The sequence below is a fragment of the Bacteroides sp. AF32-8BH genome, assembly GCF_003435205.1.
Lineage (GTDB): Bacteria > Bacteroidota > Bacteroidia > Bacteroidales > Bacteroidaceae > Bacteroides > Bacteroides ovatus.
The window spans coordinates 1-23,620 of the sequence record NZ_QVLZ01000015.1; the positions used below are offsets into that span (position 1 = coordinate 1).

Consider the following 23,620-nt stretch of genomic DNA (forward strand, 5'->3'; position numbering starts at 1 on the left):
ATTTGGCATATCGTTCGTTCATATTTTCTTTGTTTTTATTATTATCGGTAATGGTTTGCAGCGTTCCGCCTTATTCAGTCGGTAGTGCTGTTTGTTATAAACTCTTTTTTCTTTATTCTTTTGCCGTTACATGTAAAGCCATAAGCAAAAGCTGCATCTATGGCTTGTTTTGCACTCTCAAGAATATAATGATACAAATTATCATATTTACTAAAGCATGGAGAAAGAATGTAGAAGTTTTTAATATTTAAAGGAATATAAATCCCCGTCATATCGGATATTCCATAGCGTGCTTCCTCCAAATTTGGTACTGGTATGGAAATAGATATTTCAAACTCTTTATTAGATGGGAAACGTTTTGCCCGTTTGAAAATCCCAATCCCCCCATTAGTATTTCGAAGATTTATCTGTATGAGAAGTTTCCAATCTCCCAAATCATCTAAGTTGATTTGGTTATTGTAATCTTCCATATAACCATTCAACTCTCGGTAAATTGAGCGCAGTAAGTCCAATTCTCCAAGTTCGGGGATTTCACTACTTATTAAAACTGCATATTGATTATTCATACATTCATCCTTATATCCAGAGTTTATAATGGCTTGGAAAGGAACGCCGTTTAGGAGTTAGCTTTCCTTGTTATCAATTTTATATTCTTCATATTCAAGAAACGCAGTATCAATATCTCCTTCTAATAGGTAGTAGAAACAATCTTGTATCATATCAACCCATTCTATGATTTGCTTTTGCTGCTCTTGTGTAACAAAATCAGCTCCGTCAATCCACCTCCTGCCTAAATGTATTATGCTATATACATCACTTAGTAGGGTTTGATTGATCGTTGGCTTCATAAAATCATCTGCAAGAACTTTAAGACATTCCATTATCTCGATAAAATTACACTCATATAGTTTTCCTTGAAATGGACGAAGTGAACCAAGAAATCCATTTTCCCATTTCTCATTTTCTATATCATTGTTTTTACAAGAATGGAAACTTAATAAAATATATGCTTCTTCTTTTGTCATTGCGTTTCTGTTTAATTATTGATAATGTTGGGTGGCTAACCGACCTTTCAGGGGAGGTTGAGCCGCTTGTTAGTGTCATTTTTTATCTTATTCTCAACCAATTAATGAACATATCTGTAAATGATTGGGATAAAAATCTATTCTCAGATAAGTCTAAATCTCCTAATGGTTGTAAAAAAATAAAAGTAGGTTCTCCAAAATAAAAACCGATACAATTATCGCCTCCATCAGTGCCAATAACCAAAGATTTTTTCGACAAATACTTTTGTATTTGGTATTCTTTGTTCAGTTGCATCAAATCTTCAATCTTCCATAATGATAAATATTGACTACCAATATTACCTTCTCCACCATTACTCCATAACATAAATTCCTTATAATCATCGGGTAATGGAAACAACTTTCCCACACTCAACATTATTTGTTGATCACATGGAGGATTGGAGTGCCAACTTTTATTGATTTTTTCTATTATCTGTTTCATTATAATTTTATATGACACTAACGTTATACTATCAGCCGATTTGGCTGTTATTTTCTTTAAGTATCAGACCTCGTCTTCCTCCATCAACAGATCGTCCAACGGGCTTTTGATATTGCTTTTGAAAGTGTCGGCTATGTGGACATACCTTTCCGTTGTCTTGATGTTGTTATGTCCCATAAGCTCTTTCACAATCTTGATGTCGGTTCCTTGCTCCAGCAAGTGGGTGGCGAACGAATGGCGCAGCAGGTGCGGATAAATCCGTTTCGTGATTCCCGCTTCCCGGGCCGCTGCCTTCAGCCGTTTCGACACGATACTCTCGGTGAAAGGTTCGCCCGGTCTGTGTTCAAAAAGCCACACTTTCGGTTTGTATAGTCTGTTATATTCCGTCAGCTTTTTCATCAACGGTTTTGATAGCAGGGTGTAGCGGTCTTTTTTTCCTTTACCCTGCCGCACCCGTATCAGGGAGCGGGATTCGTTGATGTCGCCGGGTTTCAGTTCCAGCAGTTCGCTGATGCGCAATCCTGCGGAATAGAGTATGGAGAACATGCAGAAGAAGCGCAGGTCTGTCACCGTCGCGTCGAGTATCTTCTTTATTTCCTCCTTGCTCAACACGTCGGGCAGCGTCTTCTCCCGTTTGGCACGGTTCACCTTGTAACACCGCCGTTCCTGACCGAGAACTTTCTCGTAATAGAACTTGATGGCGTTGATACGCTGGTTTTGCTGGCAGGAGGATATGTTTTTCTCGTGGATGAGATACAGCAGGTAGTCGTTTATCTCGCCGGGGGTAACCGTTTCAATCTTACGCCCCTCGAAATGCTGTTGGAAATCGCGGAAATAGGAGGTATATACCCTTACGGTATGGTCACTGTAACGCACTTGCTGAAGTTTTTCCAGATAGCCTTCCGGCAGTGGCGGCCGTTTGTCTTCCTCTTTACGGGGGGCGGTTTCCTTGATGGCAGAATAGTCTATAAACGCCATTTTCACATAGCGGTCGAAGAACTCGGCAAGCACGAAATCTTCTGCCGGCAGATAAGCCCTGCCGCCGACAAGCAGTACGTTTTCTTCCTTCGACAGCGACAAGCGGATGTCATTGTCATTACCGAAAGTCACTTCGACAAATTCTCTCCCGTTTCTTATCACCGGAGAAAGTTTGATCTTGGTTTTTGGGGTATATATTTCCATGCCTCACGTTTTGTCGGATATTGAAACCCGTTTTCGCAAATTTATAAAAAAACACGGGTTATCCATGCGCTTTATTGACATTTAACAATAGATCCCGACTACCTGACAATAAGGTGAGGAGCCACGAAAATACCCTCTGCCAAATCCGTCCTTCCCGGCACTCCGTTTCTCCGATTTCCTCTGCCCTGCGCCACAAGCGGCCACTTCTGTGCCCGATGCTTCCATAGCCTTTCCAACTCTTTTACGTTCAGCCGGTTCCCCTTACTTTCGTTCCCGCATCGCTATTGGTGCTAACTAAAAACACTCGTAATTATGGACGAAAACGTAAAGAACGACGCTAAACAAGTCATGCTCGTTCAGAATGCCGACGACGGACGACTGCAAGCCGTTACCGGCGTGGATCGGGACGGCAATATCCAGACCGCCGACCCCACGGATCAGAATGTGGCGAGCCTGCTGAACGTGAACACGCAGGATTCAGCCCTCGAAGCCTTCTTCAAAAAGTTCATGGAACAGGCCCAGAACCCCGTCCACACGGGTATCTTCGTCATGACGGAGAATGCCCTGAACAAACTTATCCGCATCGACTTCGACCCGGAGATTCTGGAAAATTACCGTATCGACCCCTCCGAACGGCTTCAGACGCAGGAGCAGCGGCAGTTCGAGCCGCTGGACGTCACGAAGATAGACCTGGCGGATATGGAGAAGAAAGGTATCCGCATGGAGGACATCGAGCCGCACCTGAAAGCCATGTCTTACGGACATAAATCCAACGGGCTGGTGGAGATGAACCCCGAACTGGAGAACGGGATGCGTGTTTCCACCAAAGGGCGCGTGTCGCTCGAAGAGCAGGCGGACGGCTCGCTGCGCGTCGTGCCGCATTACTGGCAGGAACGGCCCGACCTCGACGCCCCCTTCCACGGGGTGCTGCTCGACGAGGAGGCGAAAACGAACCTGATGAACACCCGCCACGCCGGGAAAGTGATCGACCTGGAGCTGGAGCCGGGCAAGCTCACGCCCTGCTACGTGTCGATAGACAAATGGACGAACACGCTGGAACCCATGCCCGTTTCGTTACTCGAAAAACGTGCCCGCATCAAGGAGGCCGACCTCTCGGAAGGCAAGCAGATGGATTTCTACGGCGGCGGCAAGGTGTTGCTCGAAGGATATACCACCCGCGCGGGTTATAAGCGGGATGCCTATATCCAAATCGACGCGGCCGAACGTAACTATTCCTTTACCTACGACGGTTTGGATCGCAACCGCTACGCCCAGGAGAACAAGGAGATTTACCGTCAGAAGGCCGCCGAGAAAAACGGACGGCAGGAAACTACGGCCTCCGAACGACAGCCCACGCTCACGATTCACCGGACAATCCTCAAAGCCTCCGTGCCCAAAGAGGCTTATGACCAGTGGACGGAAGCGGTGAATGATCCCTCCAAGCGGGCGGATGTCAAGGCTTTCTACATCAAGGGCATGGTCAAGGACGGGCAGGGTGAGCCGTTCAACGCCTGGGTCAAGCCCAACTTCGAGCGTAACAAGATGGACTTCTTCCGCTGGAATCCCGACCGTGCGAAACGGCAGGGAGCGGAGGTCAAACCCGCCGTTGAAAGCCGTACCCAGGTCGCCGTCAATTCCGAGGGCAAGACCGTCGAAGCGGTCAAAGGTGTGAAAGAGCCGCTCAAGCAGGGACAGCAGGAAGCCACCCCGACGCAGAAGAAAAATTACCGCAGCAGCAAAAAGAGCAACTCCAAAGGTGTCAAGGTATAACGTATGAAATGGTTCTACATGCAGGCCGGAGCCATGCCGCTCCTGATCGCGGCGCTGGCCGCCTTGTACCTCCGGCCGGGTAAACGCAGCCCCCCGGAGGAGGCGGACGACGGACGGCAGTATTACGACGGGAACGGCAACCATGTCTATTACGACCGCCGGCTGATCGCCCGTCCGGAAAAAGAGAAAGAAGAAGAACTACAAGAAAACAACCACTGAAAAATCCGAATCATCATGCAAGTAATTATCGCAGAAAAGCCCTCGGTGGCGCGTGAGATCGCCGCCATCGTGGGAGCCACGAACCGTAAAGACGGTTTTATCGAGGGAAACGGCTACGCCGTAACCTGGGCCTTCGGCCACCTGGTCGGGCTGGCAATGCCCCAACAGTACGGCATCGCGGGTTTCCGCCGGGAAAACCTGCCTATCCTGCCATCATCGTTCATCCTCCTGCCCCGGCAGGTTCGGGAGGGTAAAGAGTATAAGGCCGACCCGGGTGTCGTGAAGCAGCTCGGTATTCTCCGGGAATTGTTCGGCATGGCCGAGCGCATCATCGTCGCGACCGACGCGGGGCGTGAAGGGGAGCTGATCTTCCGCTACATCTACTCTTACCTGGAATGCCGCACCCCTTTCGTGCGGTTATGGATCAGCAGCCTGACCGACCGGGCCATCCGCGAGGGGTTACAACACCTCCGCCCCGGCAACGAATACGACAACCTTTACCTCTCGGCCAAAGCCCGCAGCGAAGCCGACTGGATCGTCGGTATCAACGCCTCGCAAGCGCTTGCCGTGGCTGCCGGGCGGGGCGTCTGGTCGCTCGGACGGGTGCAGACCCCCACGCTGGCGATCATCTGCTCCCGTTACCTGGAGAACAAGGCGTTCAAGCCCGCCACCTATTTCCGGCTGAAGCTCTCCACGGCAAAGGAGGGCACGGAGTTCACCGTCCTCTCCACGGAGAAATTCGACGGCAGGGAGAAGGCGGAAGCAGCCCGCGCCGAGGTTATCGGCGTCCGAACGGTACGCGTCGTGAACGTGGAGCGCAAGGAGGCCAGGGAACAGCCGCCTCTCTTGTACGACCTGACGACACTCCAGAAAGAGGCCAACAGCCGGTATGGTTTTTCGGCAGAAAAAACGCTCGACATCGCCCAGTCGCTTTACGAGAAGAAGTTCATCACTTATCCCCGTACCGGCTCACGCTATATATCGGAAGATGTGGCCGAGGAGATTCCGGCACTCATCGGGAACATGACACGCTATCCCCGTTTCGCGGAATACGCGGGCAGGATGGATACCGCATCTCTCTCCCGCCGAAGCGTGGACAACGAAAAGATCGCCGACCACCACGCGCTGCTTCCCACCGAGAACCTCCCCTCCGAACTGGATGCCGACCACCGCATCGTCTATGAGATGGTCGCGGGGCGGATGCTCGAAACCTTTTCCGGGGCCTGCGTGAAAGAAAACACTTTCCTTACCCTGCAAAGCGCGGGACATGATTTCACGGCCCGCGGCAGTATCATGGTCGAGACGGGCTGGCGGGCCGTCCTGAATGAACCTGTCGAAGAGAAAGAGGAGGACATGACCCTCCTTCCCGACATCGTGCAAGGCGACGAGCTGCCCGTCAAAGGATGCGGCACGGAACAGAAACAGACCCGGCCGCGCCCCCTTCACACGGAATCGAGCCTGCTAGCGGCGATGGAAACCGCCGGACGCGAACTGTCCGACGAGGCCGAACGCGAGGCGATGAAAGATGCCGGCATCGGCACGCCCGCCACCCGTGCCGCCATCATCGAAACGCTCTTTGCCCGCGAGTATGTCAGGCGAGAGAAAAAGTCGCTTGTACCCACGGACAAGGGACTGGCCGTGTATGCCGTGGTCAGGGACAAGAAGATTGCCGATGTCGCCATGACGGGCGGCTGGGAACTGGCCCTCTCGAAGATCGCCACCGGGGAGATGGACGCCCCGACGTTCCATCGCGGTATCGAGGTCTTCACCTCGCAAATCGCCAAAGAACTGCTGGAAGCAAGAATCGACGGCGCGGAGAGTGACACAGCCTGCCCGCGTTGCGGCAGGCCCGTGGTGTTCTATCCCAAACTCGCCAAGTGTCAGAATCCCGATTGCGGCCTGACCGTATGGAGAACCGTGGGCCGCAAGGAGCTGACCGACAAGCAGCTCGCGGAACTGCTGACCAAAGGCAAAACCGGCACGATCCGGGGATTCGTCAAAAACGGCGGCGGAACGTTCGACGCGGCCCTCACGCTCGATGACCAGTTCAAGACCTCGTTCGTTTTCGAACCGCGCGATACTCCCAGGCAGGGAAAGAGGAACAAACGGAAATAATCGTTACCTTTGCCACTGGAAAAGACCTGTCATAACGAGATACGCTTGTTTGATAAGGATTTTTTCAGTGGTCGGCGCTTCGGGTGGGAACCCGGGGCGCCTTTCTCTTCCCCGATTATCAACGACCACTAAAAATTCTTATCATGCCAGACAAGCAACACCATACCCCCACGGGGGAATTGTCCTATTACGGACTTTCGTTACTATCCTACCTCAAGGACAGCCACCCGGAACTCATCGCCGAAAGTGAGTTCATCGCCGAGCGGGCCGACAGCGCCGCCCAAGCGTACAGCGAGGCGATCCGTTCGGGCTGCAACCACATCGAGGCCGAAGAAATTGCCCGCGAGGAACTCTGCCGCGGACTGCACTTTTCACCCTACAACACGCTGGTAAACATCCTCTGGAGGGAATTCGAGGCGGAGATTCCCGAGGATACCGCCCGGCAGGCGGCTCTACGCCTGCTGCCCCTCTGCCGCGGGGTGCTGGAGAAGTACGACCTCACGGACGACTTCGCCGACACGCCCGACTACGAACTGTTCTATACCGAACTGACGGGAACCGTCCAAATACTTCTCGAAGATGGCATTCAATAAGAAAACCCACCTCCGCCAGAATATCGACGCGCTGAAGACGGCCTTCACGCTCGACAGGGAACGGCGGGCGCCGACTCCCGAAGAAGAAAGGACACTCGGCGCATACAGCGGCTTCGGCGCCATCAAGGAAGTGCTGGAAAACCCCACCGGGAAACCGGACAAGGACGGCATGGCAACGCTCGTGGCCGAGTTGCACGAGGTCATCAGGGCGAACACCCCCGACGAACGGGAATACAAGCGCTACATGGACGGGATCAAGAACTCCGTCCTGACGGCTTTTTACACGCCCCCGAAAGTGGCAGACGCCATCGTGGAGGCGATATGGGACACGCGGATCGTCCCCAAACGTATTCTTGACCCCAGTGCGGGAACGGGGGTTTTCGTCAGTGCCGTGGATTTCCACGCCCCCTATGCGGAGATCACCTGCTTCGAGAAAGACCCCGCCACGGGGTTGATCCTGAAGCACCTGCACCCCGAAAAACGGGTGCGGGTACAGGGATTCGAGCGCATCGAACCCAAATACGCCGGTTACTACGACGTGGCCGTGAGCAACATCCCTTTCGGGGACGTGGCGCTCTTCGACCCGTTCTTCTCCACCCATACCGACCCCGTGCGGCGGCAAGGCACACGGGCGCTGCACAACTATTTTTTCATGAAGTCCGTCGATATGGTACGCGAGGGCGGCCTGGTGGCATTCATCACCTCGCAGGGAGTATTGAACGCCGAGCAGGGACGCCCCGTGCGCGAGTGGCTGATGAACCGCTGCGAGCCCGTATCGGCCATCCGGCTGCCGAACAACCTCTTTACAGAACACGCGGGGACGGAGGTCGGCAGCGACCTGGTTATCCTGCAAAAGAAAGCCGCCACGGGGGAACTGTCCGAACGGCAGCGGGATTTCATCGAATCCCGCAAGCTGTCGAACGGCATCCGGATAAACAACCTTTTCCAGTCGTTCGACAGGGTGATCCATACCGAGGCCAAAGTAGGCAAAGACCCCTACGGCAAACCGGCGATGGAGTTCACCCACGCGGAGGGCGTGGACGGCATCGACCGGGAGATGCGGCGTATGCTCTCGGAGGATTTCAACCGGCATTTCAACGAGAGTTATTGCCTGGAACATGCTCCGGAACAGACACCCGGTACACCGGAGCGGGAATTGTCCCGTCCCCGTCAGGCGGAACGCCAGCGTGCCGAAAGACACGAGCCCCGCCTTGCCGGAGAAATCGTCAAGGAGATTATCGCCGATGCCCGTAACCTTCAGCAGCAGCGGGAAGAGGAGGAAAAACGCCGCGTCGTCGCCGAAATGGCGGCACAGGGCTACCATGTCGATACCGAAACCGGGGAGATTACCCGAATCGAAAACAAACCCGGACAAGTGTTACCGGATTCTGCTGCCACACCCGCCGGAGAACCGACCGGGGAGGATCTGGCCGACTTCGGGGCCTGGTCGAAAGAGCGGGAGAATCGCTTGTGGGGGCAGCACCCGCCGAAACCCGAAGATTTCGGCATGGCAGATACTCCCGTGCAGCACGTGGGCGGAATAACGGAACCGAAACCGCGGGAGGGCTTCGCCGGGTCGCTTTTCGACACGGTGGAAACGGCGGCTCCCGTACCTGCCACCCAAGCTGCCGAACCGGTAAATGTGCAGCAGGAACCGTTGCTGACGCTCTACGATCTGTTCGGCTTCAGCGCCGAGGAGCGGCGGCAGGCAGAACTCGGTATATCCAAGAAAAGGAACAGCCGCCGGGGAGCAAAGCGGAAGACGCCCCGACAACCCTCATTATTCGCCCCGGCCTCCTCTCCGGAGGAACAGAAGAGCGAAATGCCGAAAACGACGCCACCGGAGCGTGATCCCGAAGACTTGTATGCCTCCCTGAACTGGGAGGACAACCCGCCGATCAACGGCTTTTACGAGATGATGATGTCGCTTACCCCGGAACGGAGGGCGGAATTGCGCCGACAAAGCGCCCGGCAGCAGGAAACCCCGGAACAGCGGGAACGGCAGGCGGTACGCCCCCCGACGGAAGCCCCGAAAGGCAAACGGAAACAAGCCGCCGGTACGCCGAGAACGGGCGGCCTGTTCGACACGCCGGAAAATCCGGAGGAGGAAGAACCCGGTAAAGAAATGCCGCAGATACGGGAGGCGGATATGAAACCCCGACCGTTCGAGGGGGAGGTCGCCCCCTATTTCCGCGAGGGAACACTCGTCACGGACGGACAAAACCGGGTCGGCTACCTGCGGGAGACTGAATCCCTGCAACCCATGTTCCACCCGCTGGAACTCACGCCTGCACAACGGACGAAAGCCTCCATGTATATCGAGATACGCGATGCCTATTACCACCTTTATAACAACGAGGCGGAAACGCTGACGGCGAACCCCGCCCTGCGGGAGATGCTCAACCGGCTTTACGACAATTTCACCGAACGCTTCGGACGGCTCAATGACAAACGCAACCTCGACCTGATCAAGATGGACGCGCGGGGGACGGAGATTCTGTCGCTGGAGCGTTACATCGACGGCAAGGCACGCAAAGCCGACATCTTCGAGCGTCCCGTGGCCTTCAATCCCGATGAGATCACGCACGCCGACGACGCTTCGGAGGCCCTTGTGGCCAGCCTGAACAAGTACGGCCGGGTGGAACCGCACTACATGGCCTCGCTCACGGGAACTACCGTGGAGGGAATACTCGGGGAACTGAAAGGACGTATCTATTACAACCCGGAAACGGACGGCTACGAGGTTGCCGACAAGTTCATCGCCGGCAATGTCATCGGGAAAGCCGAACGGATCGAGGCGTTCCTGCGGGAGAATCCCGACCACGCCCCGGCCCGGGAATCGCTGGAGGCTCTGCGCGAGGCGACGCCCAAACCCATCGCTTTCGACGACCTGGACTTCAACCTGGGCGAACGGTGGATTCCAAAAGGTGTTTACGAGCGTTTCGCCTCCTCGCTCTTCGATACGGAGGTGAAGATCACCTTCGCCTCCAACCTGGACGAGTACGGCGTGAAGGCGGAAGCGACGAACGTGAAGATCACGGAGCAGTATGCCGTCAGCGCGCAGACCCGTAAGTACAACGGCCTGCACCTTTTGAAACACGCCCTGCAAAACACTTCGCCCGACATCACCAAGACCGTCCTCAAATGGGTGGACGGAGAACGGCGGGAGGTCAAAGTGCGTGACGGGGAGGCCATACAGCTCGCCAACAGCAAGATAGATGAGATCCGGGGTGCTTTCCCCGAATGGCTGCGCGAGCAGTCGTCCGACTTCAAAGACCGCCTGACAGACCTCTATAACCGTACTTTCAACTGTTACGTGCGCCCGAAGTACGACGGGACGCACCAGGAATTCCCCGACCTCGACCTCAAGGGGCTGGGAATCGACAAACTGTATGACAGCCAGAAGGACGCGATATGGATGGACAAACTGCTCGGCGGCGGGATAATCGACCACGAGGTGGGCGGCGGAAAGACCCTTATCATGTGCTGCGGGGCCTACGAGAAGAAACGCCTCGGGCTGGCCAATAAACCCATGATTATCGGGCTGAAAGCCAACATCCATGAAATAGCCCGGACGTTCTGCACCGCTTACCCGATGGCCAAAGTCCTCTACCCGGGCAAGGAGGATTTCACGCCCCGGAAGCGTGAGCGCATCTTCCGGGAGATACGCAACAACGACTGGGACGCCGTGATCCTCTCGCACGAACAGTTCGGCATGATACCCCAGTCCCCGGAGATACAGCAGGAGATATTGCAGGCCGAGCTGGACTGTGTGGAGGAGAACCTCGAAGTGCTCAAAGCACAAGGCAGGGACGTTTCCCGCGCCATGATGAAAGGGTGTCAGAAACGCAAGGCCAACCTGGAAGCCAAGTTGCAGAAGGTGGCGCACGCGCTGGAAACACGCAAGGACGACGCCGTGGACTTCCGCCTCATGGGTATCGACCACCTCTACGTGGACGAGAGCCACAAATTCAAGAACCTGACTTTCACGACCCGGCATGACCGGGTGGCGGGCCTCGGAAATCCCGAGGGGTCGCAGCGGGCGCTCAACATGCTTTTCGCGCTGCGTACCATACAGCAGCGCACGGGCCGCGACCTGGGGGCGACGTTCCTCTCGGGAACGACCATCTCCAACTCGCTCACGGAACTGTACCTGCTTTTCAAGTACCTGCGCCCGAAGGAACTGGAGCGTCAGAATATCCGCACCTTCGATGCCTGGGCGGCCATATTTGCCAAGAAAACCATCGACTACGAGTTTTCCGTGACCAACGAGGTCGTGCAGAAAGAACGGTTCCGATATTTCATCAAGGTTCCCGAACTGGCCATGTTCTACTCCGAGATTACAGATTACCGCTCGGCGGAGGATATAGGGATCGACCGACCGCAAAAGAACGAGATATTGCACAATATCCCGCCGACACCCCAGCAGACGGAGTTCATAGAACGGCTGGTGCAATTCGCCAAATCGGGCGATGCCACGCTCCTGGGCCGCCTGCCGCTCTCGGAGCGGGAGGAAAAGGCGAAAATGCTCATTGCCACAGACTACGCCCGCAAGATGTCGCTCGATATGCGTATGATAGACCCCGAACTATACAGCGACCACGTGGACAACAAGGCGAGCCACTGCGCCCGTATGATTGCCGGTTACTACCGCCGTTTCGAGGCGTACAAAGGTACGCAGTTCGTATTCTCCGACCTGGGAACCTACAAACCCGGAGCGGGGTGGAACGTCTATTCCGAGATACGGCGTAAACTCGCGGAGGATTACGGCATACCCCAAAGCGAGGTGCGGTTCATCCAGGAGGCGACCTCGGAAAAAGCGCGCAAGGAGATGATCGCCGGTATGAACGCCGGAAAAATCCGCGTACTCTTCGGATCGACCGAGATGCTCGGGACGGGAGTGAACGCGCAGAAACGCTGCGTGGCGATACACCACCTGGACTGCCCCTGGCGTCCCAGCGACCTGGAGCAGCGCGACGGGCGGGGAATACGCACCGGGAACGAGATCGCCAAACTCCATGCCGACAACAAGGTGGACGTGATATTATACGCCGTCGAGAAGTCGCTCGACGCCTACAAGTTCGGGCTGTTGCACAACAAGCAACTGTTCATCCGCCAGCTCAAGACCAACAACATGGGAAGCCGTACCATCGACGAGGGGGCCATCGACGAGAAAAGCGGCATGAATTTTTCCGAGTATGTAGCCGTCCTCTCGGGAAATACAGACCTGCTGGACAAGGCCCGCCTGGAGAAGAAGATCGCCACGCTCGAAAGCGAACGCCAGGCATTCGTGCGCGGCAAATCATCGAGCCGCTACAAGCTGGAGCAGATCACGGAGAAGATAGAGAAGAACAACGACCTGATACGGCGTATCGGCAAGGATCTGGAACACTTCAAGGCCCGCGTCGAGTTCAACGAGGACGGCTCGTACCGCAATCCCGTGAAACTGAACGGGCTGGAAACCTCCGACCCCAAGCTCATCGGGAAACAGCTCAACCGTATCGCCGAAACGGCACGCACGCTCGACAGGCTCGAACCCATCGGGAGCCTCTACGGGTTCGAACTGCTCGTCCAGAGCGAAACGACCGGGAAAGACGGGCTCGACCTGGTGCAGAACCGTTTTTATGTCCGGGGTGAAGGGGATTATCTATACCAGTATAACTACGGGAATATCGCCTCCGACCCGCGACTGGCGGCGATGAACTTCATCCACGCGCTCGCGACCATCGAGCCGACACTGGAAAAATTCCGGAAAAAGAACGAGGAACTGGAGAAAGATATTCCCGTCCTGCGGGAAGTGGTGGAAAGTTCCTGGCGCAAGGAGCCCGAACTGACGGCCCTGAAAACTGACCTGACGGAAATAGACCGCAGGATACAGCAAAGCCTCAAACCGATAGAAGAGAGCGAGGGAAAGGAGGCGGAGGAGGATAACGACGTGTGCCGGGAACGGCATGACACGGCGGAAGAGCTCCCGAAGGAAGACAACACGGCGGCCCGTATTCCTTCCCGGCTGCGGCAGATTGCCGACGCCTCCGGGGGGCGCATCGTGATCGCGGGCGTGGGCAGCCCGCCGGAGAACGGCCCCGCAAAGAAAGGGATTAAGATGTAAGCGAAAAGCCGACGGAAGTACAGATTTCCGTCGGCTTTTTTCATATGCCCATGAGCGTTGTTGTCACACTTCCTGCAAGAGTGTTTGCAGCTCCTCCTGCGTGGGAAGATAGGTCATGTACTGGGCGGCGAAGACCTGCTTTTCATCTTCGGGCAGCGTATAACGGACGACCGCGTCGTTTTTCTCCGCGCAGAGGACGATACCCACCGGAGGGTTATCCCCGGGATTCATCAACTCACGGGTGTAGTAATTGACATACATCTGCATCTGCCCCAAATCCTGATGGGTCAGCTCCCCGGATTTAAGGTCTATTAAAACGAAACAGCGGGCCAGGTAATTGTAAAAGACCAGGTCGATGTAGAAATGCTTGTCGTCGAAGGAGATACGCTTCTGTCGCGCGACGAAGGCGAAGCCTTTCCCGAGTTCGAGCATCAAGCGCTGCAAGCGGCTGATGAGCAGTTGCTCCAGATCGGTTTCCAGAAAATGCTCTCCCTGGGGGATACCGAGAAACTCCAGGATATACGGGTCGCGGATGATCTCTTTGGGTTCGACACGCCCGGGTTCGGTACGGGAAATCTCCTCTTTCACGGCTTTCTTGTCTCGGCTGGCCAGCAAGCGGTCATAGAAAAGCGTGTTGATTTGGCGGTCGAGCTGCCGGACACTCCAGTTTTCCTTGACGCACTCGTGCAGGTAAAAATCACGGGCGGCATCGCCCGACACCTTGAGAAGCGTGCGGCAATGCGACCAGCTCAATTTATCACACAGCGTGTGATATTTCGGGTAGCACTGGTAAAACTGCCTCATGTACCGCAGGTTGGTGGCCGTGAACCCGTTTCCGAACTCCGCCACGAGCCGCCTGGAAAGGGTGTTGATGACAGCCTTGCCATATCCGGCACGGCCGGTTCCCTGCTGCTCGTACTCCACTATATATTTCCCTACCTGCCAGTAAGCCCTCACGAGGGTCGAATTGACATGATGTATCACCTTCGCGCGCGCTTCCTGCAAGATATGGCGCACGTTATGCAGCAGCTCTTCCTCCCCTTTGTCGGCAGGATATATTTTATCTGTTTCTTTCATTGTTCATTATTATATAGGCTTCCAAGTGCAAACATACTGATTTTACGGCAAATATCGAACGGTTGTACCGCCTTGTCGTGCCTTATTCCATGTATCTCCGCGTTTTTCCATGACGCCGGACTCTCGGGACAGGGCCTAACCGGAACCGGCAGGACGATCCTTTTTCAGCTTGCGGAAATTACTGAAGTTACGCTCGATGAACCGCAGGACGTCCGATTCCCGGTAGAAGGTCTTGTGATAGATCATCTCGTAAGGCAGCTCTCCCGAGGTGCGGTAACGCTGGAGTGTGCGCTTGCTGATATTGAGCATACGGCACAGGTCGTAATTGTCCAGAAGACGCTCCCCGTCAGGCAGGATGGAAAGCGGTTGCTCCACGTCCCCCGCGCACAGCTTCTCAATACGTTCCAGCCGTTCCGAGAGCCGCTGCATCCATCCGTCGAAATATTCCTTATCCAGAAACATGGCCTACTCCTTTGGTCGGTTTTTGCGCCGCACGGAACGCTCCTTCAGCACACGGCGGATTTCCGTGAGGGAATAATACAGCTTCCGGTTGATGGCCGAATAGGTGATCACGTGATCCGAGCGGAGGCGTTGAAGGGTACGCCCGCTGATGCCCAGGTAACGGCAGACCTGCTCGCCGTCCATCCATTCGTCGTTTATATACTCCTTATTCCATGCACGCCCCTTTTCAGGGAGAGAGGCGATTGCAGCCTCTATTTTCTCTATACGCCCGACAAGCTCGTTATAGGCTCGCGAACTGATCACTATGATTTTCATACTCCTTTGTTTTTTAGTCTGTTACAAAGGTCGGGCTTATATGGACAGCTTAAAACGAGGTCGGTACGACTTTTTTTTGATAATTTGCAGTGAACTGATTCTCAACGGTTCATGCGGTGAAGAAGGCAGTGTTTTTTACCGAAATCCGCGGCCCGTACTCGGTATTTTTATTGGCAGAAATGCGATAGCATACTGTGATTCAACGCTTAACGGTGTTCTAATCCGGACGGGGCTACAACGGAACACCCGTATCGGCTCCTTATACGGGTGCAAATACGGGCGTTCGGGAAAGTTCCTTTCGAGAGTTACGGGGGAAAACCGACCTCGGTTCTTTTGTTATATACAACACTGATTATCAGTGCTTCTATAAGAAATAGAGTGCTTTACCGGTTCATGTTCTACTCGGAATTGCCGTTTTTCTTGTTTCGCTTCCACGTCTGCATACGTTTAAGCAGGGCCTCTTTCGCCTTGTCAAGCCACGGTGTCGGGTTGTTTCGGATTTTCATATCGCAGAATGTCCTCGAAAGGTTCATGTCGAGGTGTACGTTGAAAGCGTTGGAAATGTAGCTGGCAAGTTGCGTGAGTGGCACATTGCCGAAACAGCCTTTACTGTCGAGCAGGTAAATAAGTTCCGTCAGATCCGTCTTCGAGTCCTGCCATGTCGGACGCACGTCAGACAATGGCAGAACCATGTTCCGGAGGTTCGTGCTCTCCAGTGATTCCAATTCGCCCATAAGATAAACCGACAACATATCGTTGGCCAGGATTTTCGCCACCTTGAAATCCGCGTTTGTCGAAAACTGCGGGTCGAGTTCATAGTAGAAGGTTTCCAGGTATTGCTCCGTGTCGGTCTGCCCGCGCAGGAAATAGAGGCTGTCCAGGTGTGTAGCGCCGCTGCGGAAATAGCGGATAAAGTCGAGGCGTTTCTGCGTGTACGCGTTGATGGCCCGAACATGGGCGTCCAGGTACTCCCGTTGTGCCTCGATACTTCCTACCGGACGGTTCATCTCGATATTGTAGAGCTTGCGGTAATAGATCAGACGGCAAAAAAGACGAGGTTTGATTTCTTTGAAGAACTTTATTTCCTCGTCATCGTTTTGAAAACGGTAGCCGATGATATATTGTTTCAAACGGTCGAACGCTTCTCCCAGGACACGTGACGCTTCAAGCGACTTTTTCAACACGTCGGTATCCCGCGATTCGATACGTTCGATACTCCGCAGGACTTCGCTGTTTAATTTTTCTATAAATGCAATCATAATCCGTCTTGTTACTTTCGCGTATAAAGTTAGCGAATCGAAAAACCGGCGGATTACGATTTTTATCTTTCTCTTCGTTTTTTTATCACGGAGCCGATTTTAATGTCAGATCCGACCTTCCTGGCGGATGGAAGTGGGATTGCTCCCCATATTCCGCTTGCAAAAGTCCGTAAAGTGGGATTGGGCGGAGAAACCGCACATGTAGGCTATTTCCTGCAACGTGTAGTGTGTCGTCCGCAACAACTCCCCGATACGTTCGATACGGCGCTGACGTAACCACGAGGAGGCCGAGCAGCCGAAAACCCGCTGGAAACGCCGGCGGAAGGTAATCGTGCTGGAATACCCGCAAACCCCGGCGAGTTCCGTGACGTTATCCGAGGCAAGATAATTCGATTTGACACGGGAGATGAACTCGTAATCGTCCCCCAGGTGCAACAGCTCCTCGAACTCCCCGACATCGGCGGGAGTGAGATGTTCATAAGAGGCGTCGAGCATTTTCAGCATGACAGCAGCGTTACATTCAACGGGCATACCCAATGTCTTACGGGCTTCACGCAGGTAATTCTTGAACCGCAGCCGCAGCGTGTCGTGATGCGGGTAGGAACACTCGGACAGAATGGTGCAAACCGTCCGCAGTTCATCGACACAACAGTAGCCGAAATACCACGTTACAAGACGCTCGACGTAATGGACGATATGAAATTCCTCCGAAAGCATCAGAAGAAGCAGGAACGGGGTGAAATCCTGGTATTCCCTCGTTATGGGACGGGGTGCTTCGTCAAGCAAGGAGGCGATGTCCCGCATCAGCAGAGAATCTCCCGAGTACGCTTTTATTTGTTCGGAACTGCGGGCATAATCCCGGTAACGCGATATGACCGCCGACAAAGCATTGAACTTCACGGCGTGAACGCCTTCTATAAAGGAAGGGCGAAGACTGTTGTAAATGGATAAGTCGGTTTGCATAAGTCATTTCTATAAAACGGAGCCGCATCCCCTTGTTGCCAAAACTCCGCAAGTCGTTACTTATGAACCGCTTGGAACACGGTACGAATCCTAATTACAAATATATCGCATCTGATAATCCGGAACAAATATCAGCAGGTAAAAATGAAAATAAACCTCGTTATTTTTGATTATTACCTGCAATAATATTATATTTGCAAACAAATAAGAGTTGTTTGACAGCATGAGAAATATAGTGTATCAAAGCACTTTACCAATTTCTTATCCGTTGCCCATTCTCATGCGAGTTTCTTTTAATCTATTTGTAGTCAATTAAATACCTTCAGACTACATCAAATATATTAAAAGAATATCGTTATAATTGTTATGCCGTATGGGAGCTCACAGACACTCTGTTTAAAAATCGGGAATATTTTATAAATCATATAACACGTTCTATTGGACAAAAATACAAACTTACAATACTTCCGTAATTAGTTTCTTGCATGATACTATTATATAAGTAACAAACAACCTAATCCTCTCTTAGTGAATACATATACAAATATTAGGTAGTTCGAGACAAAACACGTAAATTTGTGCCTCGAATTAGAAATAACAGTATAAATCACTATAAATAAAAACTTTATCACTATGGAGTACAATTTCAAAGAAATTGAAAAGAAGTGGCAGAAAAGGTGGGTAGAAGAGAAAACCTACCAAGTTACGGAAGATGATTCGAAGCAAAAATTTTATGTACTAAACATGTTTCCTTACCCATCAGGAGCTGGTCTACACGTAGGTCATCCGCTGGGATACATTGCTTCAGATATTTACGCCCGTTACAAACGACTGCAGGGCTTCAATGTACTCAACCCGATGGGATATGACGCTTACGGTCTGCCGGCAGAACAGTATGCCATCCAAACCGGACAGCATCCCGCCATCACTACCGTCAACAATATCAACCGCTACCGCGAGCAGTTGGACAAAATAGGTTTCTCTTTCGATTGGAACCGTGAAATCCGCACGTGCGACCCGGAATATTATCACTGGACGCAATGGGCCTTCCAAAAAATGTTCAACAGCTATTATTGCAACGATGAACAGCAAGCCCGTCCTATCGAAGAACTGGAAAAAGCCTTCGCCATCTACGGAAACAAAGGACTGAACGCCGCTTGCAGCGAAGAAATCAGTTTCACTGCCGAAGAATGGAACGCCAAAAGCGAAAAAGAAAAGCAGGAAATCCTGATGAACTATCGTATCGCTTATCTGGGTGAAACAATGGTAAACTGGTGTGCCGAATTAGGAACTGTACTGGCTAACGACGAGGTAGTAGACGGAGTCAGCGAACGTGGCGGTTTTCCTGTTATCCAGAAGAAAATGCGCCAATGGTGTTTGCGTGTATCTGCGTATGCACAACGCTTGCTTGATGGATTGGACACGATCGAATGGACAGATTCTCTGAAAGAAACCCAAAGAAACTGGATCGGACGTTCGGAAGGTGCTGAAGTGCAATTCAAAGTAAAAGACAGTGACCTCGAATTCACAATTTTCACCACTCGTGCAGATACCATGTTCGGTGTTACTTTTATGGTATTAGCTCCGGAAAGTGAATTGGTGGCACAATTAACGACTCCTGAACAAAAAGCAGAAGTAGACGCTTACCTCGACCGTACCAAAAAACGTACGGAACGTGAACGCATTGCCGACCGTAGCGTTACCGGTGTATTCAGTGGTTCGTATGCTATCAATCCGTTCACAGGTGAAGCAGTGCCCGTATGGATCAGCGATTACGTACTGGCCGGATACGGAACAGGAGCTATTATGGCTGTACCTGCTCATGATAGCCGCGACTATGCATTTGCCAAACATTTCGGATTGGAAATCCGTCCGTTGGTAGAAGGTTGTGATGTAAGCGAAGAAAGTTTCGATGCAAAAGAAGGTATTGTTTGCAATTCTCCGCGTCCGGATGTCACTCCTTACTGTGATCTTTCATTGAACGGACTGACTATCAAAGAAGCGATAGAAACGACCAAGAAATATGTAAAAGACCACAATCTGGGCCGTGTGAAAGTGAACTACCGTCTGCGTGACGCTATCTTCTCCCGCCAGCGTTACTGGGGTGAGCCGTTCCCTGTTTACTACAAAGACGGAATGCCTTATATGATCGACGAAGCCAGCCTGCCGCTTGAACTTCCGGAAGTCGCTAAATTCCTGCCTACCGAAACAGGTGAACCTCCATTAGGACACGCAACTAAATGGGCTTGGGATACAGTAAACAAATGTGTAGTAGAAAATGAGAAGATTGACCATGTAACTGTCTTCCCGCTGGAGCTAAACACCATGCCGGGATTCGCCGGTTCTTCGGCTTACTATCTCCGCTACATGGACCCGCATAATAATAAGGCATTGGTTGATCCGAAAATTGACCAGTACTGGAAAAATGTAGACCTATATGTAGGTGGTACCGAACATGCAACAGGGCACTTGATTTATTCTCGTTTCTGGAATAAATTCTTGTACGACATGGGTGTGTCTGTAATGGAAGAGCCATTCCAAAAGTTAGTAAATCAAGGAATGATTCAAGGTCGCAGCAACTTTGTATACCGTATCAAAGATACCAATACTTTCGTTTCACTGAACCTGAAAGATCAATACGAAGTTACTCCTATCCATGTAGACGTAAATATCGTATCCAATGATGTTTTGGATTTGGAAGCATTCAAAGCATGGCGTCCTGAATATAAAACAGCCGAGTTTATCCTCGAAGACGGAAAATACGTTTGCGGATGGGCAGTTGAAAAGATGAGTAAATCAATGTTCAATGTAGTCAATCCGGACATGATTGTTGAGAAATACGGTGCAGATACACTTCGTATGTACGAAATGTTCCTCGGCCCGGTAGAACAGTCTAAACCGTGGGATACCAACGGAATCGACGGTGTACACCGTTTTATCCGCAAATTCTGGTCGCTGTTCTACAGCCGCACGGACGAATATCTGGTGACAGACGAACCTGCAACGAAAGAAGAATTGAAGAGCCTTCATAAATTGATTAAGAAGGTGACAGGTGATATTGAACAGTTCTCTTACAATACATCTATCAGCGCATTCATGATTTGCGTAAACGAACTCTTCAACCTGAAATGCAGCAAGAAAGAGATTCTGGAACAGCTCGTTATCACGCTCGCTCCTTTCGCTCCGCATGTCTGCGAAGAGTTGTGGGACGTATTGGGACACGAGACTTCCGTATGCGACGCCCAATGGCCTGCATACAATGAAGAATATCTGAAAGAAGATACTGTCAACTATACCATCTCTTTCAACGGAAAGGCACGTTTCAATATGGAATTTGCAGCAGATGAAGCTTCGGACGCTATTCAGGCGGCGGTATTGGCCGACGAACGTTCGCAGAAGTGGATTGACGGCAAGACTCCAAAGAAAATCATTGTCGTTCCGAAGAAGATTGTAAACGTTGTAATTTAAAGTATTAAGTAATAAGTATTAAGTATTATCCGTAGCCGCTATCCCAATATATCCGCCAGGTTAATACTTAATACTTTATACCTAATACTTTAAAAATCCTATTACTTAAAATCCTATGCATAAACTATCAAAAGCAGAAGTAATGAGAGAAGTGAAAGATTATATCTACATCACTCTCGGATTGATAAGCTATTCTTTGGGATGGGCTGCATTCCTGTTACCTTATCAGATAACTACCGGAGGAACTACCGGTATCGGAGCTATTATCTATTATGCAACGGGATTTCCAATCCAATGGTCATACTTCATTATTAATGCAGTTCTGATGACCTTTGCCATCCGGGTATTAGGTCCAAGATTTAGTATAAAAACCACTTATGCTATTTTTACACTGACTTTTCTGCTTTGGTTATTCCAGTTGGTGGTGAACAATTATGTAGAAGCGCCGGATATGACGCCGGACGGTAAACCGTTGTTACTCGGTACAGGGCAGGATTTCATGGCCTGCATTATCGGTGCAGCCATGTGCGGTGTAGGTCTGGGTATCACTTTCAACTACAATGGAAGTACGGGTGGAACAGATATTATCGCCGCTATCGTCAATAAATACAAAGATGTATCACTCGGACGAATGATTATGATTTGTGATGTATTCATTATCAGTTCCTGTTACTTTATATTTCATGACTGGCGCCGGGTTATTTTCGGTTTTGTCACTCTGTTTATCATTGGCGTTGTGCTCGACTGGATTATCAACAGTGCCCGTCAATCGGTTCAATTCTTTATCTTCTCAAAGAAATATGACGAAATAGCCGACCGGATTATTAAAGATGCCGACCGGGGAGTTACAGTACTCGACGGTACGGGATGGTACAGTAAAAACAATGTGAAAGTATTGGTAGTACTTGCCAAGAAACGTCAGTCACTCGACATTTTCCGTTTGGTAAAACGCATTGATCCAAATGCTTTTATCTCTCAAAGTTCTGTTATCGGCGTGTATGGCGAAGGATTCGATAAGCTAAAAGTGAAATAATAACTGGTTGATAAGTATTGAACCACCTTGTTAAAACAAAAAAATAAGATGATGAAACGCAAACTTGTATTTGCTACCAATAACGCTCATAAACTGGAAGAAGTAGCCGCTATCTTAGGAGACCAAGTGGAATTACTAAGTCTCAATGATATCGGTTGCCAAACAGATATTCCCGAAACTGCCGAAACACTGGAAGGAAATGCGCTATTAAAATCTTCCTATATCTATAAAAACTATCATCTGGACTGTTTTGCCGATGATACAGGATTGGAAGTGGAAGCCTTGAACGGAGCTCCCGGAGTTTATTCCGCCCGCTATGCAGGAGGTGAAGGACATGACGCCCAGGCTAATATGCTCAAACTCCTTCACGAACTGGAAGGAAAGAAAAACCGTAAAGCGCAATTCCGCACCGCTATTTCGTTGATATTGGACGGAAAGGAGTATCTCTTTGAAGGAGTGATAAAAGGCGAAATTATCAAAGAAAAACGTGGTGATTCCGGATTTGGCTACGATCCTATATTTAAGCCTGAAGGCTACGACCGGACTTTTGCCGAATTGGGAAATGATATAAAAAACCAAATCAGCCATCGTGCACTGGCTGTACAGAAACTTTGTGAGTTTCTGCAAAGCTAATTATACATACCCACTTAAAATATAAAACACAATGAAGAAAATTACTTTATTTACTTTACTTACGTTACTGTTATGTACTTCATGTGTAACAAAAAAGAAGTTCATGCAGGCAGAAATGGCAGCTACTATAAGCAAAGATAGTTTGCAAGGATTATTGACCGACTGCCGCAATATAAACGCGCAAATGTCGGCACAAATCAAGAACCTTTTGCGTGATACCACCAAAATGGGAAACAGTATCCGCCAATATCAGAGTATGCTGAACGTGAATATGACCGAACAGGAAAAACTAAATGCCCTGTTGAGCCAGAAGAAAAACGAGCTTAACGAAAGAGAACGTACCATCAATGAGTTGCAGGATATGATTAAAGCGCAAAACGATAAGGTACAGAATCTTTTGAGCAATGTAAAAGATGCCTTACTTGGTTTCAGTACCGACGAACTGACCGTTCGCGAGAAAGACGGAAAAGTATATGTAGCTATGTCCGATAAACTATTATTCCAATCAGGAAGTGCCCGCCTGGATAAACGCGGAGAGGAAGCTCTCGGCAAACTGGCGGAAGTACTAAACAAGCAGACGGACATTGATGTATTTATTGAAGGTCATACGGATAACAAACCGATCAATACTGTACAATTCAAAGATAACTGGGATTTAAGTGTGATCCGTGCCACTTCCGTAGTTCGTATCCTCATCAAGAATTACAATGTGAATCCTTTGCAGATTCAGCCTAGTGGCCGCGGTGAATATATGCCTGTGGATGATAATGAAACAGCCGAAGGCAGAAGTAAGAATCGCCGTACGGAGATTATCATGGCTCCGAAACTGGATAAGTTGTTCCAGATGCTTCAAAGTTCGGAAGGACAAAACTAAGAATTTCATATTGAAAAAAGGAAGATGCAGATTCAAAAC

At 51.0% G+C, this 23,620-nt stretch carries 19 protein-coding genes; 9 read left to right on the forward strand and 10 right to left on the reverse strand.

The features are described from left to right. Nucleotides 1–74 precede the first annotated feature (74 nt). From imm9 to DWZ47_RS30645, 5 genes are all read right to left on the reverse strand, one after another. Nucleotides 75–566, reverse strand: coding sequence for an Imm9 family immunity protein (gene imm9, locus DWZ47_RS12150; RefSeq protein WP_007558984.1), 492 nt, complete (start codon nucleotides 564–566; stop codon nucleotides 75–77). 57 nt (nucleotides 567–623) lie between these two features. After that, on the reverse strand, nucleotides 624–1,025 hold the full coding sequence (locus tag DWZ47_RS12155) for a hypothetical protein (protein ID WP_117513271.1): 402 nt from the start codon (nucleotides 1,023–1,025) through the stop codon (nucleotides 624–626). Nucleotides 1,026–1,107: 82 nt separating this feature from the next. Further along, nucleotides 1,108–1,509, reverse strand: a complete 402-nt coding sequence (locus DWZ47_RS12160; RefSeq protein ID WP_032581400.1) for an SMI1/KNR4 family protein — start codon at nucleotides 1,507–1,509, stop codon at nucleotides 1,108–1,110. A gap of 63 nt (nucleotides 1,510–1,572) precedes the next feature. After that, nucleotides 1,573–2,691 (reverse strand): tyrosine-type recombinase/integrase, encoded by a 1,119-nt coding sequence (locus tag DWZ47_RS12165; RefSeq protein ID WP_007565622.1) that lies wholly within the window; start codon nucleotides 2,689–2,691, stop codon nucleotides 1,573–1,575. A gap of 81 nt (nucleotides 2,692–2,772) precedes the next feature. Then, the gene (locus DWZ47_RS30645) at nucleotides 2,773–2,916 is read right to left on the reverse strand and encodes a hypothetical protein (RefSeq protein WP_007558962.1); all 144 of its coding nucleotides are present in this window, start codon (nucleotides 2,914–2,916) and stop codon (nucleotides 2,773–2,775) included. A gap of 87 nt (nucleotides 2,917–3,003) precedes the next feature. Between DWZ47_RS30645 and DWZ47_RS12170 the strand changes: the two genes are divergently transcribed. From DWZ47_RS12170 to DWZ47_RS12190, 5 genes are all read left to right on the forward strand, one after another. Further along, entirely contained in the window at nucleotides 3,004–4,461 is a 1,458-nt protein-coding gene (locus DWZ47_RS12170; protein WP_007558960.1) for a DUF3945 domain-containing protein, read from the forward strand. Between the two features lie 3 nt (nucleotides 4,462–4,464). Then, entirely contained in the window at nucleotides 4,465–4,680 is a 216-nt protein-coding gene (locus tag DWZ47_RS12175; protein WP_004319199.1) for a hypothetical protein, read from the forward strand. 15 nt (nucleotides 4,681–4,695) lie between these two features. Beyond that, complete coding sequence (locus DWZ47_RS12180; protein ID WP_004319201.1) at nucleotides 4,696–6,795, forward strand: type IA DNA topoisomerase; 2,100 nt, start codon at nucleotides 4,696–4,698, stop codon at nucleotides 6,793–6,795. Nucleotides 6,796–6,938: 143 nt separating this feature from the next. Continuing rightward, entirely contained in the window at nucleotides 6,939–7,388 is a 450-nt protein-coding gene (locus tag DWZ47_RS12185) for a DUF1896 family protein (RefSeq protein ID WP_004295482.1), read from the forward strand. Beyond that, nucleotides 7,375–13,497 (forward strand): helicase-related protein, encoded by a 6,123-nt coding sequence (locus DWZ47_RS12190; RefSeq protein ID WP_117513273.1) that lies wholly within the window; start codon nucleotides 7,375–7,377, stop codon nucleotides 13,495–13,497. The genes DWZ47_RS12185 and DWZ47_RS12190 overlap by 14 nt, the downstream gene beginning before the upstream one ends. 63 nt (nucleotides 13,498–13,560) lie before the next feature. Here DWZ47_RS12190 and DWZ47_RS12195 read toward each other — a convergent pair whose 3' ends face one another. The 5 genes from DWZ47_RS12195 to DWZ47_RS31310 all read right to left on the reverse strand — a co-directional run bounded on the left by DWZ47_RS12195 (nucleotide 13,561) and on the right by DWZ47_RS31310 (nucleotide 17,573). Beyond that, nucleotides 13,561–14,574: a YhcG family protein gene (locus DWZ47_RS12195; RefSeq protein WP_004319206.1), complete on the reverse strand. Its 1,014-nt coding sequence runs from the start codon at nucleotides 14,572–14,574 to the stop codon at nucleotides 13,561–13,563. Nucleotides 14,575–14,709: 135 nt separating this feature from the next. Continuing rightward, nucleotides 14,710–15,036, reverse strand: a complete 327-nt coding sequence (locus DWZ47_RS12200) for a helix-turn-helix domain-containing protein (RefSeq protein ID WP_004295487.1) — start codon at nucleotides 15,034–15,036, stop codon at nucleotides 14,710–14,712. 3 nt (nucleotides 15,037–15,039) lie between these two features. After that, nucleotides 15,040–15,351: a helix-turn-helix domain-containing protein gene (locus DWZ47_RS12205; RefSeq protein ID WP_117508529.1), complete on the reverse strand. Its 312-nt coding sequence runs from the start codon at nucleotides 15,349–15,351 to the stop codon at nucleotides 15,040–15,042. 398 nt (nucleotides 15,352–15,749) lie between these two features. After that, a complete protein-coding gene (locus tag DWZ47_RS12215; protein WP_004303821.1) occupies nucleotides 15,750–16,610 on the reverse strand; it encodes an RteC domain-containing protein in 861 nt (286 codons plus the stop codon). A gap of 105 nt (nucleotides 16,611–16,715) precedes the next feature. Beyond that, nucleotides 16,716–17,573: a helix-turn-helix transcriptional regulator gene (locus DWZ47_RS31310; protein ID WP_117513276.1), complete on the reverse strand. Its 858-nt coding sequence runs from the start codon at nucleotides 17,571–17,573 to the stop codon at nucleotides 16,716–16,718. Nucleotides 17,574–18,206: 633 nt separating this feature from the next. Between DWZ47_RS31310 and leuS the strand changes: the two genes are divergently transcribed. The 4 genes from leuS to DWZ47_RS12240 all read left to right on the forward strand — a co-directional run bounded on the left by leuS (nucleotide 18,207) and on the right by DWZ47_RS12240 (nucleotide 23,581). Then, nucleotides 18,207–21,041, forward strand: a complete 2,835-nt coding sequence (gene leuS / locus DWZ47_RS12225; protein WP_117513278.1) for a leucine--tRNA ligase — start codon at nucleotides 18,207–18,209, stop codon at nucleotides 21,039–21,041. Between the two features lie 115 nt (nucleotides 21,042–21,156). Next, nucleotides 21,157–22,074, forward strand: coding sequence for a YitT family protein (locus DWZ47_RS12230; protein ID WP_004302802.1), 918 nt, complete (start codon nucleotides 21,157–21,159; stop codon nucleotides 22,072–22,074). Between the two features lie 51 nt (nucleotides 22,075–22,125). Beyond that, the gene (locus DWZ47_RS12235) at nucleotides 22,126–22,707 is read left to right on the forward strand and encodes a non-canonical purine NTP diphosphatase (RefSeq protein ID WP_117513340.1); all 582 of its coding nucleotides are present in this window, start codon (nucleotides 22,126–22,128) and stop codon (nucleotides 22,705–22,707) included. 31 nt (nucleotides 22,708–22,738) lie between these two features. Continuing rightward, nucleotides 22,739–23,581 carry a flagellar motor protein MotB gene (locus DWZ47_RS12240; protein WP_117513280.1) on the forward strand — a complete coding sequence of 281 codons (843 nt, stop codon included), beginning with the start codon at nucleotides 22,739–22,741 and terminating at the stop codon, nucleotides 23,579–23,581. The last annotated feature ends 39 nt before the right edge of the window (nucleotides 23,582–23,620 follow it).

Bases quoted from the DNA above. Each gene is read 5' to 3' on its own strand.
- DWZ47_RS12160 (WP_032581400.1), bottom strand. From the start codon at position 1,509: ATGAAACAGATAATAGAAAAAATCAATAAAAGTTGGCACTCCAATCCT.
- DWZ47_RS30645 (WP_007558962.1), bottom strand. From the start codon at position 2,916: ATGGAAGCATCGGGCACAGAAGTGGCCGCTTGTGGCGCAGGGCAGAGG.
- DWZ47_RS12185 (WP_004295482.1), top strand. From the start codon at position 6,939: ATGCCAGACAAGCAACACCATACCCCCACGGGGGAATTGTCCTATTAC.
- imm9 (WP_007558984.1), bottom strand. From the start codon at position 566: ATGAATAATCAATATGCAGTTTTAATAAGTAGTGAAATCCCCGAACTT.
- DWZ47_RS12165 (WP_007565622.1), bottom strand. From the start codon at position 2,691: ATGGAAATATATACCCCAAAAACCAAGATCAAACTTTCTCCGGTGATA.
- DWZ47_RS12205 (WP_117508529.1), bottom strand. From the start codon at position 15,351: ATGAAAATCATAGTGATCAGTTCGCGAGCCTATAACGAGCTTGTCGGG.
- DWZ47_RS12195 (WP_004319206.1), bottom strand. From the start codon at position 14,574: ATGAAAGAAACAGATAAAATATATCCTGCCGACAAAGGGGAGGAAGAG.
- DWZ47_RS12175 (WP_004319199.1), top strand. From the start codon at position 4,465: ATGAAATGGTTCTACATGCAGGCCGGAGCCATGCCGCTCCTGATCGCG.
- DWZ47_RS12200 (WP_004295487.1), bottom strand. From the start codon at position 15,036: ATGTTTCTGGATAAGGAATATTTCGACGGATGGATGCAGCGGCTCTCG.
- DWZ47_RS12155 (WP_117513271.1), bottom strand. From the start codon at position 1,025: ATGACAAAAGAAGAAGCATATATTTTATTAAGTTTCCATTCTTGTAAA.
- DWZ47_RS31310 (WP_117513276.1), bottom strand. From the start codon at position 17,573: ATGCAAACCGACTTATCCATTTACAACAGTCTTCGCCCTTCCTTTATA.
- DWZ47_RS12170 (WP_007558960.1), top strand. From the start codon at position 3,004: ATGGACGAAAACGTAAAGAACGACGCTAAACAAGTCATGCTCGTTCAG.
- DWZ47_RS12235 (WP_117513340.1), top strand. From the start codon at position 22,126: ATGAAACGCAAACTTGTATTTGCTACCAATAACGCTCATAAACTGGAA.
- DWZ47_RS12230 (WP_004302802.1), top strand. From the start codon at position 21,157: ATGCATAAACTATCAAAAGCAGAAGTAATGAGAGAAGTGAAAGATTAT.
- DWZ47_RS12180 (WP_004319201.1), top strand. From the start codon at position 4,696: ATGCAAGTAATTATCGCAGAAAAGCCCTCGGTGGCGCGTGAGATCGCC.
- DWZ47_RS12190 (WP_117513273.1), top strand. From the start codon at position 7,375: ATGGCATTCAATAAGAAAACCCACCTCCGCCAGAATATCGACGCGCTG.
- leuS (WP_117513278.1), top strand. From the start codon at position 18,207: ATGGAGTACAATTTCAAAGAAATTGAAAAGAAGTGGCAGAAAAGGTGG.
- DWZ47_RS12215 (WP_004303821.1), bottom strand. From the start codon at position 16,610: ATGATTGCATTTATAGAAAAATTAAACAGCGAAGTCCTGCGGAGTATC.
- DWZ47_RS12240 (WP_117513280.1), top strand. From the start codon at position 22,739: ATGAAGAAAATTACTTTATTTACTTTACTTACGTTACTGTTATGTACT.